Origin of the sequence: Arsenophonus endosymbiont of Aphis craccivora (genome assembly GCF_013460135.1) — a bacterium.
Taxonomy (GTDB): domain Bacteria; phylum Pseudomonadota; class Gammaproteobacteria; order Enterobacterales; family Enterobacteriaceae; genus Arsenophonus; species Arsenophonus nilaparvatae.
Map to the genome: position 1 here is coordinate 1,278,005 of NZ_CP038155.1, position 18,591 is coordinate 1,296,595.

An 18,591-nucleotide genomic window follows, 5' to 3' on the forward strand; every position below is an offset into this window, starting at 1 on the left:
AACTTTAAGTAAAAGGTTTGAAAATAGCGCGGCGACTATCTCAACGCAAACCGGTGACCTGTTCCTGAAAGCTAAACAATTGATTAACTAAAGCAATAATCATGGAACAACGAATAACGCCGGATTGTAACAAGGTTAAAGCGTATGTTGTCAGGGCAAGTGGCGGTGGCCTGAATACAAGTGTCAACAAAAATCTAAAACCTAATTATCAGATTAATGGAAAACAGCGCTGGTTTGGTGAAATCGATGCTGTGTTTACGCAATTTGTTCAATTGGAGAAAACGGCCTACGCATTAGCTTTCCCTCTGATGTTTGGTCGTATTTCTGCCAGTAACCATCGCTATATTAAAAGTAATATATTAGTCAATGATAATTATTTGCACAGGAGCATATTACCGCTATTAATCAAAAACTGGGTGAAAAATTTGGCTGGGTAGGTTTTATAAAATGCGCTAGATGTATACTTTACTGTACGGATCCTTACATCAGCTGTCGCATTGGATACCTGCCAGATTATACTTATCAAGATAATGATTAGAATGACGTTTGTATCCGTTATTCTATCGATCAAGACCAATATCTTTCCTTGATACCGGCCGACAAAGCACCTGATGCATCATTTACTCTTGACATTAAGACACCTTAATACCCATTAATCAGCCTAGTGATAAGTGGCCTAGTTGGAGCCCTTACCTCATGAACCGCAGAAAGTACCTACAGTGGTGCAGATATAGGGGTGATCGCGGTGCAGAATAATCACTCTTACGATTAAAGAATTTCAGCAATTAGAGAAAGATTTAGCAGCTGGTAAAGCAACCGCAGGGGATTGTCGTTCAGTTATTCAAGAGCCCATTGATATTAGTATAAGAATTGCTAAGAACTAGTAGAAGATTGTACCGGTGGCGGTGTATTTTGCCTGACTAGGGAAAAGCTTATTACAGGGTATATTAATGAAGCCAGTGATACCCATCCATTACACATAAAAGATGAAAAGCTAAAAGATCCAAATGCGGCAGCAATAGTGAATTATCTTAATGGAATAGATTTGAAATTTTCGCAAAAAAGTATCACTGAAGGTGATAGAACCCTGCTAGTGATAGTCACAAATAGTGTAACAAAAGGAAAAGAGTAATTAATTGCAGTAGATGTATCTAGCGACTGATGCAGGGAGCTTAAATTTCACTTAAGGTGACAGACTGCTAGATCTGTACAGACATTATTTTGGTATTTAAACAGATCCGTCCTCGTCTGTCCAAGAGCCTCGGTTTACATCCAAATTTTGTAGTTCAACTATTGTCGATGATTGACTATTTTCGTTAATGTTGTTTAATTGTTTTTCTATTAATACAGAAATGTGTTCTTCTATTGCGGCAAAAGGCACCTTGATCTCCTTGAATTCTGAAATACTGGCATTGATCACTTTTATCGATTGAGAAATTGAATGATTGATATTGGCTGCTTTCGCAAGTTTGTATCGAGATTGATAGCCGTCATGAATAGCCTTTTGTAATTTATCTCGTTTAATTTTTCCAACGACAGAGCCGATAGCAAGTACAACCCCGATAGTAGCTCCGCCAGATGCTGCCATAGAAGCAATTTAGAAGGAAGCAGGTAATCCAACTAACTCAATCAGTGCCGCTGCGCCTATTTCTCCTGTAGAAACTAAATAACGTGTTGCACCAACAGTTATCGACTCTGAAACAATATTTGCGGTAATGATAGGGGCGAGCATTGTTGGTATCTCAAAATTTAATGTGTCAAAAGAGAATTTCTCAAATTTATTTTCTTCATCGTTTATTTCTTTTTGATACAATTCTTTAAGATGATTATTTAACTCAATAACATTGTTTTGGATCTCCTTAATCAATAGTGCATTTTTACTGGCATAGGTTTGGCAATCTACCGCTATTTCGTGCGCTCTGGCTTCTCTAACCGGGTTATCTGGGAAATAGGTATCGCCAGTAAATAAGCCAGGAAGATATTTTGTGTAGACACTTGGTAAAGCCATCAGCAAAATCACTCCAAAAACTCATTTTCACCTCATTCAATTGGCCATTTTTAATTTAAAAGCGTTAATTTTTGCCATTATGTTAGCAATAGTAGTTTAAGTTTTGTCAAAATTACATCTCGAGCCCCTTTGATTTTCGTTAACGCAATAAGTTTCACAAGCAACTGAACTGCAGTTTCAGTCAATAAAATAGTGCGATTAGGTTTGTTATTCAATAACATCTATTTAATACAGATTAAGCCAATTAGCCTTCATCGGTCCAAGCGCCTCTGGATTTATCGAGATTAGCCAGGGTGGTTTTGGTCAAAGAGTCGATTTCATCGAGTTCAACTTTATTTCGTTTTATGGAATTACTAATGATTTTTTCGATTTGCTCTTTAGTTACATCGGATCCTAAGGAGTCTAAGACAACTGAAATTGATGTAGTAACAACAGTAAATTTATTGATAACAATGTCGTTTGTCAGCTCAGCTTTTTTAATTGGAATCTGGGATCAATCGACTCTTTAATTTTGTCCTGCAAATTTTTCCGTTGCACCGCCCCAGTGACTGAATCCAGGATCCCTTGAACCAGCACAACCGCTGCGATCCCACCTAATACAGTGCCTACCTTAAACCATTTTGGTAGACCAACCAGTTTAATAAAGGCGGCTTCCCCGATACGACCTTGTTGTAGAAGATATGATTTTGCTGCGAGCGATAATGCTTTATTAGCTAAGCCATATGTAAGCATCGGCGTAATAACATCAGCGATACTAATTAAAATTTTGTGCGTTTTTGACTCGGGAACAAAATCGATATCATGAAATTTTATTGATGTTCCAACAACCTTGTAAGCTTTGCGTATCGCTTCATTGGCGTTATTTATTGCTATTTCATATTTAGCATGTTGTTGTGAAATACTACCGACTGCGGTGGAATTGTCCGCGACAAGTTCTGTCAGTCTCACCGCTCTTTTTTCATTATCGTGGTAAAAAAGGTTATCAAACATAATTGATAGCTCTCGTAAATTTTATGTTGGTTAGAATATTTATTGGGTTAATTGACACAGTACTTTAATTTTTTCGTATGATTTTGAGAAATGAAACTATAACCAACAGCATTATTTCATCTTTTTAACAGGTTCTGAGTCGCTGAAAAAACAGTTGTAATTTAAATCACCAGTGAAAGTAATTTTATACTTACCCTCTACAGATAGAGCAGAGTATGTTAAGCATGGCAGTTACTCCCTTAATGATTATTTGCAACCCCATTCACCATTTTCGCATCCAGTGTACTAAGGAAGGCGGTATAAAAAGTAAAAGCTGACTTTTTCCTTAAAAATTAGTGAACTGATAGTATAGAACTGATTGATAAAAAATAACAAAAATTTAACAATTTATCGCGCTGTCGCTATAAGCAAAAAAGCGGCACGTTATTTATGTATTACTGTTTTAATTCAGATCATTAATTGATTAATAATTTTTCTTTATTAAATTCATTATCACCATTTGCTAACAAGATATTTATCATATTGATGAACTTTAAATATCAATATTATATTTTGTCATATCAGTCGGTAAATGGCGTATCGAAATGTTTAATAGCGCTATTTTGTTAGTTCATTAGTGGCATCGGAAATTACGCTGTCATTATTTAAACAACAATCATCTGCAGCAGTAATAGTGGCAACTTGATCCATTATTTCGATAGGATAAGTTGGGCCAGCTGCACGATAAGCTTCCATTTCATTTATATGGTTATTTTGAAAACATGCTGTTTTTTGTGGATCATCCATTACCCAGCGTGGAAAGAATGCGTTACAGTGCAACAATAGGATCCGAAGATTTAAAATGACACTAATACTCGTGCCAGTCGGTTCTGTCCAGGATGCTTTATAAATATTTTGTCCGATCTGTACGATATAGGCAGATTGATCTTTCACGCATCGGTTACTGGCCGAGCCGCTACAGACCAGATAATCAAGGATGCTGTCATTTTTTATGTAAATTTCATGCTGCCAACCGTTTTCATAAGTATATATGAGATGTTTGCCAACCAAATTAGTTAAATCATGCTTTTCAAAATTGTTCATTTTTCACTCTCTTTTGGTGGGTGTTAACTAAAGTATTTATTAATTTTTTGACCAGAAAACGCAATTACTTAACAAGGTAATTTTTGTTTTAACAGAATCTAATAGCAACTTAATTAGCGATAGTGCAACACGGTAATAATAGCGTTTGCTAAAATTGTGCAGTAAGACGCTGTTTATATTTAACACTTGAAATTGTGGATAAAAAAGTAAGGTGAAGAAGAAAGAATCAGCCTAAGATTATTCTTGCTGAAAATTCGCTCTTATTATTAACTTTTTGTTAATAATAGAATAGATGGAGAATTTTTGCATTTATGCCATCAAAAACAGCAGCCAAACCGATTATCAGCATGGAACTAGCATAAAAAAGAATTTCTTATTATCAAATATTGCACTTTGATTATTGCTCAACAATACTGTTGAGCAATATTGTTCCCGGCAGCTGCGCCGGGCTATTTTTCAATTTTGATAGCGGAAATTACTGCTGATTAGTAACCGTGTTTTAGGATCGGTTTTAAAAATTGAGCAGTATGTGATTGCTTACATTTGACTATCTGCTCGGGTGTACCGGCAAATAAAATCTCACCACCACCAATACCGCCTTCAGGCCCCAGATCAACGATCCAGTCGGCGGTCTTAATCACATCTAAATTGTGTTCAATAATCACAATAGTATTGCCCTGATCACGGAGTTGATGTAATACATGCAACAGTTGTTGAATATCAGCAAAATGTAAACCGGTAGTCGGTTCATCCAAAATATAGAGCGTTTGGCCGGTACCGCGTTTGGAAAGTTCGCGAGATAACTTAACCCGTTGTGCTTCACCACCCGATAAGGTTGTTGCGGATTGACCTAAATGAATATAGGAAAGACCAACGTCGATCAATGTTTGCAATTTACGCGCTAACGCTGGAACCGCAGCAAAATATTCACGTGCTTCCTCAATGGTCATTTCTAATACTTCGTGAATATTTTTACCTTTATATTTGATCTCTAACGTTTCACGATTATAGCGTTTGCCCTTACAGTGATCACAGGGAACATAGACATCGGGCAGAAAATGCATCTCAACTTTGATCACGCCATCACCCTGGCAGGCTTCGCAGCGACCGCCTTTGACATTAAAACTAAACCTTCCTGGTGTATAACCCCGCGCCCGAGACTCGGGTACGCCGGCAAATAATTCACGTACTGGCGTAAATACGCCAGTGTAGGTGGCTGGATTGGAACGTGGTGTTCTGCCAATCGGGCTTTGGTCAATATCAATCACTTTATCGAAATACTGTAAACCTTCGATATCGGTGTAAGGTGCTGGAGTGGCATTAGTAGCTTTATTTAATTGACGCTGAGCAATAGGAAATAACGTATCATTAATTATAGTTGATTTACCTGAGCCGGAAACGCCGGTAATACAGGTAAATAAGCCAACAGGCAACTCCAGCGTGACATTTTTTAGATTATTACCTTGTGCACCAATCAGTTTCAGGGTTTTTTCTGCATCGATAGCTACTCGTTTGGGCGGGATGGCGATTTTACGTTCACCACTAAGGTATTTACCGGTTAATGAATCTGGATTGCTAATAATATCGTCCAGGTTGCCTTGAGCAACAATGCGTCCTCCATGTATGCCGGCGCCTGGGCCGATATCGATAATGTGATCGGCAGCACGAATCGCATCCTCATCATGTTCCACCACTATAACCGTATTGCCTAAATTACGTAAATGCAGCAGAGTCTGTAACAACCGGTCATTATCTCGTTGATGTAAACCAATTGATGGCTCATCCAATACATACATGACGCCAACTAAACCGGCACCGATTTGGCTTGCCAGCCGAATGCGCTGTGCTTCGCCACCTGATAATGTTTCAGCTGAGCGGGAAAGAGACAGGTAATTTAATCCCACATTGACCAAAAATTTTAACCGATCGTTAATCTCTTTCAGAATTTTTTCCGCAATTTGTGCCCGTTGCCCACTGAGCTGCAATGTTTGGAAAAATGTCATCGCATGGCCGATACTAAAATCGGAAATTTCAGGCAGGGTGGTATTTTCAATAAATACATAACTGGCTTCTTGCCGTAAGCGGGTGCCATGGCAAGCAATACATGGCCGATTATTGATATATTTTGCCAACTCCTCGCGCACCGCCATCGACTCGGTTTCTTTATAGCGACGCTCCATATTATGGATCACCCCTTCAAAAGGATGGCATCTGACAGTAACATCACCGCGATCGTTTTGATATTTAAATTCAATCGCTTCTTTGCCGGAACCATATAAGATCATTTGCTTGATCGATGGTTCTAACGAACTAAACGTGGCTTCAACATCAAATTTATAGTATTTAGCTAACGACTGTAGCATCTGGAAATAATAAAAATTACGGCGATCCCAACCACGAATTGCCCCGCCAGCTAAAGAAATTTCCTCATTTTGGATCACGCGTTCTGGATCGAAAAATTGTTGTACTCCGAGCCCATCACAGGAACTACAGGCACCCGCTGGATTGTTAAAAGAAAACAGGCGCGGTTCTAACTCGCTCATGCTATAACCGCAGACAGGGCAGGCAAAATTAGCGGAGAAAACTAATTCGGTTACCTGGTTGTCATCCATATCAGTGATAACTGCAGTACCACCTGATAACTCAAGCGTGGTTTCAAACGATTCAGCTAGTCGTTGTGCCAGGTCAGCGCGAACTTTAAAACGATCAACCACCACTTCAATGGTATGTTTTTTATGTAGTTCTAATTTAGGTGGATCGGATAGATCGCATACTTCACCATCAATGCGGGCGCGAATATAACCTTGGGCTGCCAGATTATCCATTAGCTTGATATGTTCACCTTTACGTTCTTTAACTACCGGTGCTAGCAACATTAGTCGCTTACCTTCAGGCAGCGCCAGGACATTATCAACCATCTGACTAACGGTCTGGGTGGCTAACGGAATATCGTGATCTGGACAGCGGGGTTCGCCGACACGGGCAAACAATAAACGTAAATAATCATGGATTTCGGTAATGGTACCTACCGTTGAACGTGGATTGTGTGAAGTGGATTTCTGTTCAATTGAAATGGCTGGTGACAGCCCTTCAATATGATCAACATCCGGTTTTTCCATTAAGGATAAAAACTGCCGAGCATAGGCAGACAGTGACTCAACATAACGGCGCTGACCTTCTGCATACAGGGTATCAAATGCCAGAGAAGATTTTCCTGAACCTGATAACCCAGTAATAACAATTAATTTATCGCGAGGAATAATTAAATTGATATTTTTTAAATTATGGGTGCGCGCACCTCTGACTTCAATGTTATCCATATACCACATCCCTGATGAGAACATATTCAAACAATAAATAAAACGTTTTATTATTACACAATTTTGGCTGAATGAATATACAGTACAGTATAGGGAGTCATATTCTGCAATTTAATAGCCAAACTTGAAAAAATTTAGCAATATTGCAGTATAATTTTCTAAGGCGTTTCGCAAAGCGCAATGGCAACGGTTTGGTGTGCATATTCAATAACGTGTTAGCATGTTAAACTAGCAATATTAAAAATTAATTCATCAGGAGTAGAGAATGGCCAGCAGAGGCATTAACAAAGTCATACTTATCGGCAACTTGGGACAAGATCCTGAAATTCGTTATATGCCAAATGGTGGTGCGGTTGCGAATCTTACTCTGGCAACCTCTGAAAGTTGGCGTGATAAGCAAAGTGGTGAAATGAGGGAAAAAACAGAATGGCACCGCGTTGTGATCTTTGGCAAGCTGGCGGAAGTGGCAGGTGAATATTTGCGTAAAGGTTCACAAGTTTATATAGAAGGCTCACTACAAACTCGTAAATGGCAAGATCAAAATGGCCAGGATCGCTACTCTACCGAAGTGGTGGTGAATATTGGTGGCACCATGCAAATGTTAGGTGCGCGTGGCGGCTCACAAGAAGGCATGCCACAAAATAATCCAGCGGGTGGTTGGGGACAACCACAACAGCCGCAACAGCCACAACCAACTCAACAGTTTAGTGGTAACGAGCCAGCGCCTGCTGCCCATTCCGGTAAAACTGCTCCAGCTACAACAGCTGAGCCACCCATTGATTTCGATGATGATATACCGTTTTAAAAAATACATAGAGTTATTTGTTAAATTTCAATCTGTAAGCCCCGTGATTCTGGGTTCTCCTTTATTTATAAATGTAATATCCACTTGAGAACTTTTTGGTTATCAGCCAAGTTTGTGATAAGTGTGAAGTTAAAAGAATCGGTGAGTCACTACCGCCAAGTGTGAAGTTAAAAAAATTATTATCCTCGCTTTTGCGAGGCTTTTTGCTATTTGCTATCAAGGAGTTGATTGGTGAAGTTTTACGTTATTGATGATGCTTAGATAAAATATTTAAAAAGTTGCGATGAGAAAGTGAGAGAGATCAAAGAAAGACCGTATATTGGTGTTGTGTTTGAGGTAAATGGAATAGTTTAGTAATTAAAATAGCAAGGTTAAAAAATAAATAGATACTGGGGAAGTAGGAAATATGCCAGCCCAATATACAAAATTAGATTTTAACAGGGGTATATTGTGAGAATTGAAGAAGAATACAAAAAAATTGGCTATTTTTGGCTACCGGGCAATGAAGAAAAGAATATCCCCGGCATATTATCAATCAGCGATGGTGGAAAAATTGAGTTAGAAATCGCAGGTCTTTTCGATGAGAGTGCGAAATCTTTCCTGCAAAACATTAACATAGATAGAATAATAGGCCATGTTGAACATGATGGCCTAGTAACTCTTGATAACTGTTTTTATATTAAAAAAAGCTTCCCGTTTGGAGGTATCTCAAAATCAAAAATTTTTGTTCATCGAATGTTAAGTGGGGCAGCTTGGGATCAAAATGAGGCCGTAACATTTAATACTTTTTCCTTTGCAGTAGACTGCCTGGATGAATGGATTGGGAGCAGTGGAATAAATGTAGATCACGACTGGAAAGGCAAGACCGCAACGATTAGTTATAACCCTCCTGAAAAAATAAGCTTTATTCTTGATAATGGAATGAAGCTTGAAATTTGCTGCACATATACTCTTCCTTGTTTTCCAAGTTTAAAAGAGGCAAAGATCACTCAGAGAGATTATTTTAAGCTTGAATCAGAAGAGTTGCATGATCTGAACGACTTTAAAGCTGTTGCTTTTAAGATTACCCACCTTATGTGCTTTGCCATGGATGACGTTGTTGCTATGAAAAACGTTTCAGCAACGTCATGCGAAATACCACGTGATCTTGGAGATGGTAAACAAGACTCTGTTCCAATCAAAATCTATTATCAAAGTATTCCATATTCTGAAAAAGTACCCAAACGAGATTCGCATGACATGCTATTTAATTATGGTGCTATCAAGGATAAGGCTCATCAAGTATTCAACAATTGGATAAATGCTTATGAATATTTATCTCCTGCATTTGGTTTATATTTCTCAACTAAAATGGGTGCTCGAAAATACCTTGATGGTAAGTTTTTAGCTTTTGCACAAGGGTTGGAAATCTTTCATAGAAGCACTAGCGATGAAAAGTTAATGGAGCCAGAAGTTTTTGAGTCATTGCTATCTACCGTTCTTGCAGTGTGCCCAGATGATCATATTGACTGGTTAAAAGGCAGATTAATGCAGGGAAATGAAATTAATCTACGTAAAAGGTTAAAAAGGCTTATTGAGCCGTTTAAAGAGCATCTTGGAACAAGTGAAGAACGAAATAAGTTTATAAGAAAAATTGTAGATATGAGGAATTATTTGACTCATTACAATGAAAACTTAGAAGGTGAATTTGTTAAGGAACGCAATCTCTATATTCTCTGTTTAAAAATGGCATTTATATTAAATTTACACTTTTTGAACGTTATTGGTTTCACTGTTAATGAGGTTAAAAAAATAGTTAAAAATTGTGAACCACTGAAACGAAAATTACAAAAAAATTAATAAATAAAGCACTGGCATGCAATGGAGCTGCGCCGGTGTTTGAATTCTTAACGTCAGTTATTTGCTCTTAGCGGGTAATCAGTTTGAGTAACCATTAATTTATCTAACCCCCATTTATTATTAAGTCAATTTTACCATTGCGGATCTCACTAACCTGATTTGTGATGAATGATTTTTCATCACAATTTTAAGGGCATTAAAGTCACAACGTTTCTACATCCCCCTATCCAAACTTTTATTTTATTAAACAAATTCTTTTAATGTGACAGAACCGTTGTTTCTCCTCATTTTTCACTTAATTGTTTGATCTAAAAAGGCATTCCTTGTGTTTGCATCCTTGTATGATGCGCTGGCAATTTCGTTGTTTAAGGAGTACATAAAATGAAAGTAAAAATGAACATGAGCTTTTTGGCGCTGATCATCGGCGTTTCTTTCTCTTATGCAGCGCAGGCATTACCCAATATTACTGTCCTGGCAACCGGCGGGACTATCGCAGGCAGCGGAGATTCTCCGGTCAAAGCCAGTTACACTCCAGGAACAATCAAAGTCGATAAGCTCTTGGAACTGGTGCCATAAATAAAGCAGGTTGCCAATTTTAAAGGCGAATAGGTGGTTAATGTCCGTTCGCAAGATATGGATACCTCTGTATGGCTCAAGCTGGCGAATAAAATAAACGCGCAGTGTCAGGACACTGATGGTTTTGTTATTACTCACGGTACTGATGCCATTGAAGAAACGGCCTATTTTCTAAACCTGACGGTGAAGTGTGAGAAACCTGTTGTGCTGACGTGGGCAATGCGTTCGGTTACTCAGCTCAGCTCTGACGCACCGGCAAATTTGTATGGTGCAATTCTGACGGCAGCATCACCGGCTAGCGCCGGGCGAGGTTTATTGCTCGTGATGAATAATAAGATCCTTGATGCTCGGGATGTGACGAAGATGAACTCGGAGAATTTGGAAGAGTTTCAGTCGATCCATTATGGCGCTTTAGGAGCTATCGCCGACAGCAAAGTCATTTATACCCGCACGCCTGTGCAAAAGCACACTACCCAAACACCGTTCGACGTTAGCAAGCTAACCCAACTGCCATAGGTGGGTATTGTCTACAATTACGCTAATGCATCTATTCCTGCCAAGGCCTTTATTGCCAACGGCTATCAGGGCATTGTCAGCGCGGGCGTTGGTAATGGCAATATCTCCCATGATCTATTAAATACGCTATCTGATGCAAGTAAAAACGGTATAGTTGTGGTGCGTTCCTCACGTGTTCCTTCCGGCGCAACTGCGCGTAATGGCGAAATTAATGATGACAAATATGGCTTCGTTGCTTCCGGAACGTTAAGCACCTATAAATCACTGGTGCTACTGATGCTAGCACTGACACAAACAAAAGATCCAAACAAAAGCCAACAATATTTCATGCAGTATTAATGATGAACGGGGGCTTACGGCCCCGTTTTGCCCCATGCAGGTGTGTCTGGGAAAATTGGTCTGTCTGTTTGATAAAATAAAAAATTTGAAAGTGTGCTATAGATATGAGTGGTCATTATTGTGAACCACTGAAACGAAAGTTACCAAAATCTAACAAATTAAAGTAATTGGATGTAACGGAGTTTGAATTGTTGATGCTCGCGATTTGTTGTTAATCGGCAGACATTTTGAATTGCCCTTGATTACATAACTCTGTTAAATTGAGCAACAACATGTCCATCTAAACTTCATATATCACCGAAGCCATCTCCTCACTTGCGAATGCTTTATTAGGTTTTATCAACATAACAATTATGGTATTAATCGCTACTTAATTGGCATCAATATTTTTTTGATTATATAAATAAATGATCCTAAACGATCAGCTAAATGGAACTCTGGCTCCATAAGATCACGACCGATTGCACCGTCAGCGGTGGTCATCAGCCAGGAAGCGGTATTGTCAATCGATAATTCTGGATCAATTTGGCCATTACTGACGCCATGCCTTAGGATATCAACCAGTCGTTGTCTGACAATTCTTTCATGTTCAATAAAAGTGTTGTTAATTGCCGGGTTTCTACTGGCTTCAGCAATAATTTCCAGGCTTAGTCGGGCATAAGTTGGTTCATTATAAAGTTGTATCAGTCTGGTCATAATCGTGATAACAGTTTCGATGGTCGAATCGGTGACCTGTTCTAGCTGTAGTAGTGTGGCAAAATTGGCCTGATCTTGTAAGGCAATAGCTTCAATAATGGCATTTTTAGTTGGATAGTAATGAAATAAATTTCCGGGACTCATTCCAGCAGCTTTACATATTTCCGCCGTTGAAGTGGCATGAAAGCCTTTTTCAACAAAACAGCGGATAGCTGCGGCAATGATCTGTTTTTTCTTAGCGCGCTGTTTTTCAGTTTGTTCAGTCATATTGATCTCCACATAAGTAGACAATAATTTTTAGACCGATTACTCTATCTATTTTAAAGCCAGAAATAAAGAGCTTTTCACCGGTTAACGTTAAATAGCGGTTTATTTTAGCTAGTTACTTGTTTGTTAAACTATTTTAATAGGATAGCGTGAAGATGTATTATGTCCCGCACGAATCGCATGCACATACTTGCACTTGGATGTCATTTGGCATGTCTACAACTATTTGACCAAAAAAATTAATTGCAAGCTTACAGCAGAATTTAGCCGATATTGCATTAGCAATTGCAGAATTTGAACCGGTTAATTTATTGGTTACGCTTGAAAATTATCCCGTTGCTTGGAATTTACTTGGCAGCTCGGTGAACTATATTAAAGCACCACTTAATGATATCTGGATCAGGGATAGTGGCGCTAATTTTGTGTTGGATAAAAGTTCGGGGCAGCTGGTGGCTATCGATTTTAATTTTAATGGTTGGGGCAATAAACAGCGGTATAATTTTGATCGTCATGTTGCCACAATTATGGCGAACTACGCAGAAAGCCAATTACTTAAAGCAAATATTAACCTTGAAGGTGGTAGCATTGAAGTTAATGGCTCAGGAGTAGGAATATTTACCGAAAGTGCGATCTTAAATAGTGATCGTAATCCTAATTGTACGCGACAGCAAATAGAATATCAGTTAAAAACCTATTTAGGATTGACGGATATTATCTGGTTAAAAGGTATTAAAGGTTATGATATTACCGATGGCCATATCGATTTTTATGCTCGTTTTATTAATGACAACAGTATTATTATTAGTCTGGAAAACGATACTTATTCTTGTGATTATCGCGTTACCAGAGAGCATCAAAATAGCTTAATAGCGATGAATAAAATTAAAAATATAACCACATTAAATACGCCGCAAAATGTCAGAGTTAACCGTCAGCGCTATCCTGAATTTGCTGCCAGTTATGTTAATTATTATCTTTGGCATCAGGCAGTGATAATTCCGCAATTTGGCGATCAAAACGCTGATAGCGCTGCGGTAGAAATATTAACGGACTGGTTTCCCAACCATAAAATTGTTCCTGTTAATATTGATACCATCGATATTGGCGGTGGTGGTATTCATTGTGTGACGCAACAACAACCTAAAACCGCTATTTGATAATAGCGGTTCTCCATCATAACCATAACACTGGCTAATCAACGATCGATCTTCTTATATAGCACCAAATTCTCTTTTGTTTCATCAGGGCGATGGCCGATCCAGAATATTTCCATACCAGGGGGAGGTTCTCTGACCTCTTTTGAAAGATCGAGCAGCCACCGGCAATTAGGCGGTGTTTCATAGTGATATTGTGATTGATGTAAAATTCCGGTGTAGTAGTAAAGCATTGGCGCTTCTGATTCCCCCACTTCATGGGAGACCATACAGTCGGTAGGGAGAAATTCGCTGGCAATATGTTGTTTTAGATCGGCAAACACATTGTGATAACCTTTGGCGTAATCTATCCAGCCGATAAAAAGTGTAAAGACTAATACCCAGATAACAGTGAGTCCCAGACACCATATTTGAGCCGCTTTTAAAGCTGGCCGGTCGGCCAAAAAACATTTTTTAAACAACCAGATCAACGTAATGGTTAACGCAAATAAAAAAGCCATCCAAGAAAAGTTCGGCTGATAGCCACTTGGCAACCATTGGCTAAAAATTGCCAGCAATTGGTGGTGTTTAGTCGAAAAAGATAACCCGTAACCAATCCATACCAGAGGGATGAGTAGGGAAAACAAAATTTGGCTGAAGTAATAACCAATTTTATAAACCAATTTTATATAACAGCGATGGTAATAGACAAAAACAGTAAGAAACCGAATAGCGTTTTTATATCTGTTTTGGATAAAGGGTTGTTATTTATTATTGCCATGAAATTAGATTAGTTAATTAAATAAATACCGTTGTCATTAAGACCAGCAATGACTTATGTTTATAACAGGTTGATAATATTTTAAATCAAACTTTAACTATCATGGCCAAAATAAATTTGGCCCAGGGGGGCGGCGGTTCAATTTTCTGCATGATAAATTCAATACAATCTTTTGCATAATTTTGCAGTGCATAAGAAAGATCTTCTTGACTTAATTTGGATAGATTACGAGTATCATTACCAAAATCAATGGGGTTGAATTTTCCTGTTTCACTATCCCACAAAATGTTATTTTTTTGTAAATCTGAGTGAAAAATATTTTTTTCTGTCAGCTCAGTTAACATATGATTAAATTTTTTAATTGCTTCTGCTGGAAATGAATCAACCTGACTTAATGGTTTCCCGGCAATCTTTTTTATCCTGACAAATAAATTCTGCTCATCATCGTGATAAATTTTGGCGGTGTTTTCACCATAGTAATGGCTTTGTTGAATAAATCAGAATTAGCCGACAGGATGGCTCCCTCTGCTACACCTGTTATCCGATCCTGACGCTGTGTGGCATACCCAACAACGTCCATAGTAATGACAAAAAAAATGCGATCGATTTTTCAATTGATTTAATGTCACTGTCACGTTGACAGTCATATTTTTCATAATATTTTTTTATCACATAATTTTCATCATGGTCTTGATAAACTTCACCGTCACAGCCTGCGTTGATAGTTTGATTAGCAAAATAACATAAGGTATGATAATTTCCGGCTTTATCTAAAACGCGAGTTTCAATGGGTGGTATTTCATAGGGTAGTATTTTATATCGCTCCGCCCATAGTGGTATTTGCTCCCATTCAATGTAATGCCTAGCAAACTCCAATGGGCTATGAAAACTGTTTGGCGGAAAAAGTCATATCTGGCGAGTAATTGTTGTGCCCACCTTCTGTTTTCCTCATTATCGATCCCACCTAAACTTTCAATAAGAAGATCTTATGCTGTCAAATTTCTACTGGCAGATGTAGTGGGTAAATTTGTATAGTAATTGGTGTTTGTCGTGGTGGAACTGGCGGGTGGAGTAAGCCTATATAATTAATCCTATTTGGAGTCTTTCAGTTGGATTGATAAGAATGCATATAATTGAAAATTAAATTATTATAATTATTTTTTGTAAGATTAAAAATAATAAAAATGTAAATAAAAAATATGATTTGTAAATTTCTCCCCAAATGTTCAGTTTTGCTTTATTTAAGGAATGGTCAACAATACCAAGTTCATTACAGTGATCACCAAGTGACGCTGATGATGGATTGATGTACAGCACATTTTGATAGTCCGTCTGTCGACTACACCATCACTTCACAATGTAGAAGGCATAGGCTGTTGTTTATCTTTAAACAGCAGAAAAAAAGTATGCTGGGATAGAAGCCTGATATAGCACATTGTATATTGATAAATAATATTTTTAATTACTCAATGTTGATTTCATTCAATAAAATCTTTTTGCCTGACAAAATAATATCATTATCTTATCCACAATAGGGTGCTACTTTTTGTTGCCTTATCATAAAAAATAAACAGAAAAATTGCCTGGTTTTGCATAACAATAAAATGGCGCTAATTATCTTTGTGGTGAAAAATGCTTGATTATTTCCTTAGGATCACCAGGGCTTTGTTGAATAAATCGAACTTTTAGGTGATTGGCGGAGCTGATCGCTAAATTCGTTTCAACATCAGGTCCCCATGGCAAAGCAAAAGTTTAAAATTACCAACTGGCCCGCGTACAACAAGGCACTCAGACAACGCGGTTCCCTGACGGTCTGGCTTGATGAGTCGGCCATCGCTGGATGGACTGACAGTTCTTCGCCTGAAGGTCGTGGCCGGCCTCTTTACTACAGCGATATGGCTGTTACCACTGTCCTGATGATGAAGCGTGTGTTTAACCTGTCGCTCCGGGCATTACAGGGCTTCGTTGATTCGATTTTTAAACTCATGTCTTTGCCGCTGTGCTGTCCGGACTACTCGCTGGTCAGCAGACGAGCAAAGAGCGTCAACATCAGCATAAAAACGCCAACGCGTGGTGAAATCTCGCATCTGGTCATCGACAGTACCGGTCTGAAGGTCTTTGGCGAAGGTGAATGGAAAGTCAGGCAGCATGGGGCTGACAGACGAAGAGTGTGGCGCAAGCTTCATCTGGCAGCAGACAGTGTGACTCATGAGATTATCTGTGCCGACTTATCGCTCAGCGGAACGACAGATGCGCAGGCACTGCCGGGCCTGATTAACCAAACCCACCGGAAAATCAGGGAAGTGTCAGCAGACGGTGCTTATGACGCCTGTTACTGCCACGACGCGTTGCTAAGAAAGAAAATCAGGCCCCTTATCCCGCCGCGAAGCGGAGCGAAATACTAGCCGGACAAGTACCATGAACGTAACCATGCGGTGGCGAATCAGCGTCTGAGCAGGAGTAATGATATGTGGAAAAAGAAAGTGGGTTATCACCGGCGTTCAGTGGCAGAAACAGCGATGTTCCGCATAAAAACTTTGCTGGGTGGCCATCTGAGGCTGCGTGACTATGAGGCTCAGGTAGGTGAAGCAATGGCGATGGTCAAAGCGCTGAACCGTATGACGTTGTTGGGTATGCCACACAGCGTCAGGATCGGATAACAGCTGTAGCAGAGGGAGCCATCCTGGCGGCTAATTCTGATTTATTCAACAAAGCCGATCACCAGATAATTGCGTTTCTAAAATCTCTTTTTTTCTTTTTATGAAGCCAAACGATTGCGTATAATTGCAATGGCTTATTTTTTTGACGCAATCGTTTTCTTTCATAGTTGAAAGTTATCTTGAATTTCTAAACAGAGGATCAACATGCCTGCTAGGCAAACTCCTTCGAATTGCAAACTAAATCATTTTTTTAAAATACAGCAACGAGGCTCAACAATTCGTCGCGAGATTATTGCAGGTCTCACCACATTTTTGGCCATGGTTTACTCTGTTATTGTGGTACCTGGTATGTTAGGTCAAGCCGGTTTCCCACCCACAGCAGTTTTTATTGCAACCTGCCTGGTAGCAGGATTTGGCTCATTATTGATGGGGTTATGGGCTAATTTACCTATGGCTATCGGTTGTGCTATTTCATTAACCGCATTTAGTCTGGTTCTTAGTCAGCAAGTGAGCATTCCTGTTGCTTTAGGTGCCGTTTTTTTAATGGGATGTTTATTTACTTTTATTTCTATTACTGGTGTACGTAGTTTTATTCTACGCAGTATGCCAAAAGGGATTGCTCAGGGGACAGGTATAGGTATCGGGCTGTTTTTGCTTTTGATAGCCGCCAATGGTATTGGTTTGGTGGTAAAAAATGAGCAGGCCGGTTTGCCGGTTGCGCTTGGACAATTTACTTCTTTTCCTGTGATCATGTAACTGATTGGTTTAGCGGTTATTTTTGGTTTGGAAAGAAGAAAAACGCCAGGGGAGGTATTAATGGTGATCATTGTGATTTCTATTATTGGCTTAATTTTCGATCCGCAAGTGAAATACCAAGGTTTCTTTAAATTACCAACCCTGGGTGAAGACGGTTTATCGTTATTGTTTAGTATGGATATTGTTGGCGCATTACAGCCAGTTGTTTTACCCAGTTTATTTGCCTTGGTTATGACAGCTATTTTTGATGCCACAGGAACAATCCGTGCAGTAGCCGGTCAAGCTCAACTGTTGGACAAAAATGGTCAAATTATTGATGGTGGTAAAGCGTTAACCGCAGATTCAGTTAGCAGTATTTTTGCCGGTGTCATTGGCGCTTCACCAGCAGCAGTTTACATTGAATCGGCAGCGGGTACGGCAGCGGGTGGCAAAACAGGATTAACTGCGGTAGTAGTTGGCTTGTTGTTTTTGGTAATTTTATTTTTGTCCCCTTTATCTTATTTAGTACCATCTTATGCAATGGCCCCAGCATTGATGTATGTTGGTTTGTTAATGCTGAGTAATGTTGCTCAACTGGACTTTAATGACTTCATTGATGCCGTTTCCGGTTTATTGTGTGCAGTATTCATTGTCTTAACCTGTAATATTGTCACTGGTATCATGCTTGGTTTTACTGGCTTAGTGATTGGCCGCATTTGTGCCGGAGAGTGGCGTAAATTAAATATTGGTACCGTTCTGATCGCAATAATATTAGTCGCTTTTTACATGAGTGGCTTAGCTATTTAAGTTTATAGACGTTGATGTTAATTCCAACGTAAAATG

General features: G+C 39.0%; 15 protein-coding genes and 3 pseudogenes. 8 read left to right on the plus strand and 10 right to left on the minus strand.

Annotated features, from left to right (window positions below):
- Positions 1-101: 101 nt before the first annotated feature.
- Positions 102-437 (plus strand): hypothetical protein, encoded by a 336-nt coding sequence (locus E3U36_RS06680; protein ID WP_180815927.1) that lies wholly within the window; start codon positions 102-104, stop codon positions 435-437.
- 791 nt (positions 438-1,228) lie between these two features.
- Here the strand turns inward: E3U36_RS06680 and E3U36_RS06685 are convergent.
- The 5 genes from E3U36_RS06685 to uvrA all read right to left on the minus strand — a co-directional run bounded on the left by E3U36_RS06685 (position 1,229) and on the right by uvrA (position 7,401).
- Positions 1,229-1,588: a hypothetical protein gene (locus E3U36_RS06685; RefSeq protein ID WP_180815928.1), complete on the minus strand. Its 360-nt coding sequence runs from the start codon at positions 1,586-1,588 to the stop codon at positions 1,229-1,231.
- Between the two features lie 9 nt (positions 1,589-1,597).
- Positions 1,598-2,008 carry a hypothetical protein gene (locus E3U36_RS06690; RefSeq protein WP_180815930.1) on the minus strand — a complete coding sequence of 137 codons (411 nt, stop codon included), beginning with the start codon at positions 2,006-2,008 and terminating at the stop codon, positions 1,598-1,600.
- A gap of 462 nt (positions 2,009-2,470) precedes the next feature.
- Positions 2,471-2,998: a hypothetical protein gene (locus tag E3U36_RS06695; RefSeq protein ID WP_180815931.1), complete on the minus strand. Its 528-nt coding sequence runs from the start codon at positions 2,996-2,998 to the stop codon at positions 2,471-2,473.
- 597 nt (positions 2,999-3,595) lie between these two features.
- Positions 3,596-4,081, minus strand: coding sequence for a phenolic acid decarboxylase (locus E3U36_RS06700; RefSeq protein WP_180815933.1), 486 nt, complete (start codon positions 4,079-4,081; stop codon positions 3,596-3,598).
- Positions 4,082-4,566: 485 nt separating this feature from the next.
- Positions 4,567-7,401 (minus strand): excinuclease ABC subunit UvrA, encoded by a 2,835-nt coding sequence (uvrA, locus tag E3U36_RS06705; RefSeq protein ID WP_180815934.1) that lies wholly within the window; start codon positions 7,399-7,401, stop codon positions 4,567-4,569.
- Positions 7,402-7,666: 265 nt separating this feature from the next.
- On the opposite strand from uvrA, the gene E3U36_RS06710 reads away from it, so the two are divergent.
- From E3U36_RS06710 to ansB, 4 genes and pseudogenes are all read left to right on the plus strand, one after another.
- A complete protein-coding gene (locus tag E3U36_RS06710; RefSeq protein ID WP_180815936.1) occupies positions 7,667-8,206 on the plus strand; it encodes a single-stranded DNA-binding protein in 540 nt (179 codons plus the stop codon).
- Between the two features lie 95 nt (positions 8,207-8,301).
- Entirely contained in the window at positions 8,302-8,457 is a 156-nt protein-coding gene (locus E3U36_RS12595; RefSeq protein WP_238337406.1) for a hypothetical protein, read from the plus strand.
- A 199-nt stretch (positions 8,458-8,656) separates the two neighbouring features.
- Entirely contained in the window at positions 8,657-10,045 is a 1,389-nt protein-coding gene (locus E3U36_RS06715) for an ApeA N-terminal domain 1-containing protein (RefSeq protein ID WP_180815937.1), read from the plus strand.
- A 381-nt stretch (positions 10,046-10,426) separates the two neighbouring features.
- Positions 10,427-11,476 (plus strand): annotated as a pseudogene (ansB, locus tag E3U36_RS06720) (L-asparaginase 2).
- A 366-nt stretch (positions 11,477-11,842) separates the two neighbouring features.
- On the opposite strand, the gene E3U36_RS06725 reads toward ansB, so the two are convergent.
- Complete coding sequence (locus E3U36_RS06725; RefSeq protein WP_180815939.1) at positions 11,843-12,439, minus strand: TetR/AcrR family transcriptional regulator; 597 nt, start codon at positions 12,437-12,439, stop codon at positions 11,843-11,845.
- Positions 12,440-12,681: 242 nt separating this feature from the next.
- Here E3U36_RS06725 and E3U36_RS06730 point away from each other — a divergent pair, with 242 nt between their 5' ends.
- Positions 12,682-13,596, plus strand: coding sequence for an agmatine deiminase family protein (locus E3U36_RS06730; protein ID WP_180817566.1), 915 nt, complete (start codon positions 12,682-12,684; stop codon positions 13,594-13,596).
- 38 nt (positions 13,597-13,634) lie between these two features.
- Here the strand turns inward: E3U36_RS06730 and E3U36_RS06735 are convergent, their stop codons facing one another.
- The 4 genes from E3U36_RS06735 to E3U36_RS12975 form a co-directional block, all read right to left on the minus strand.
- Positions 13,635-14,255: a hypothetical protein gene (locus E3U36_RS06735; protein WP_180815941.1), complete on the minus strand. Its 621-nt coding sequence runs from the start codon at positions 14,253-14,255 to the stop codon at positions 13,635-13,637.
- Between the two features lie 184 nt (positions 14,256-14,439).
- Positions 14,440-14,847: an OspG family effector kinase gene (locus tag E3U36_RS13430; RefSeq protein ID WP_439647292.1), complete on the minus strand. Its 408-nt coding sequence runs from the start codon at positions 14,845-14,847 to the stop codon at positions 14,440-14,442.
- 43 nt (positions 14,848-14,890) lie between these two features.
- Complete coding sequence (locus tag E3U36_RS06745; RefSeq protein WP_180815944.1) at positions 14,891-15,229, minus strand: hypothetical protein; 339 nt, start codon at positions 15,227-15,229, stop codon at positions 14,891-14,893.
- Positions 15,230-15,967: 738 nt separating this feature from the next.
- A complete protein-coding gene (locus tag E3U36_RS12975; RefSeq protein WP_255479071.1) occupies positions 15,968-16,096 on the minus strand; it encodes a hypothetical protein in 129 nt (42 codons plus the stop codon).
- On the opposite strand from E3U36_RS12975, the pseudogene E3U36_RS06750 reads away from it, so the two are divergent.
- Together E3U36_RS06750 and E3U36_RS06755 are read left to right on the plus strand one after the other, a co-directional pair.
- Positions 16,090-17,013 (plus strand): annotated as a pseudogene (locus E3U36_RS06750) (IS5 family transposase). The gene E3U36_RS12975 and the pseudogene E3U36_RS06750 overlap by 7 nt on opposite strands.
- A 204-nt stretch (positions 17,014-17,217) precedes the next feature.
- Positions 17,218-18,555, plus strand: a pseudogene (locus tag E3U36_RS06755) (NCS2 family permease).
- Positions 18,556-18,591 lie beyond the last annotated feature (36 nt).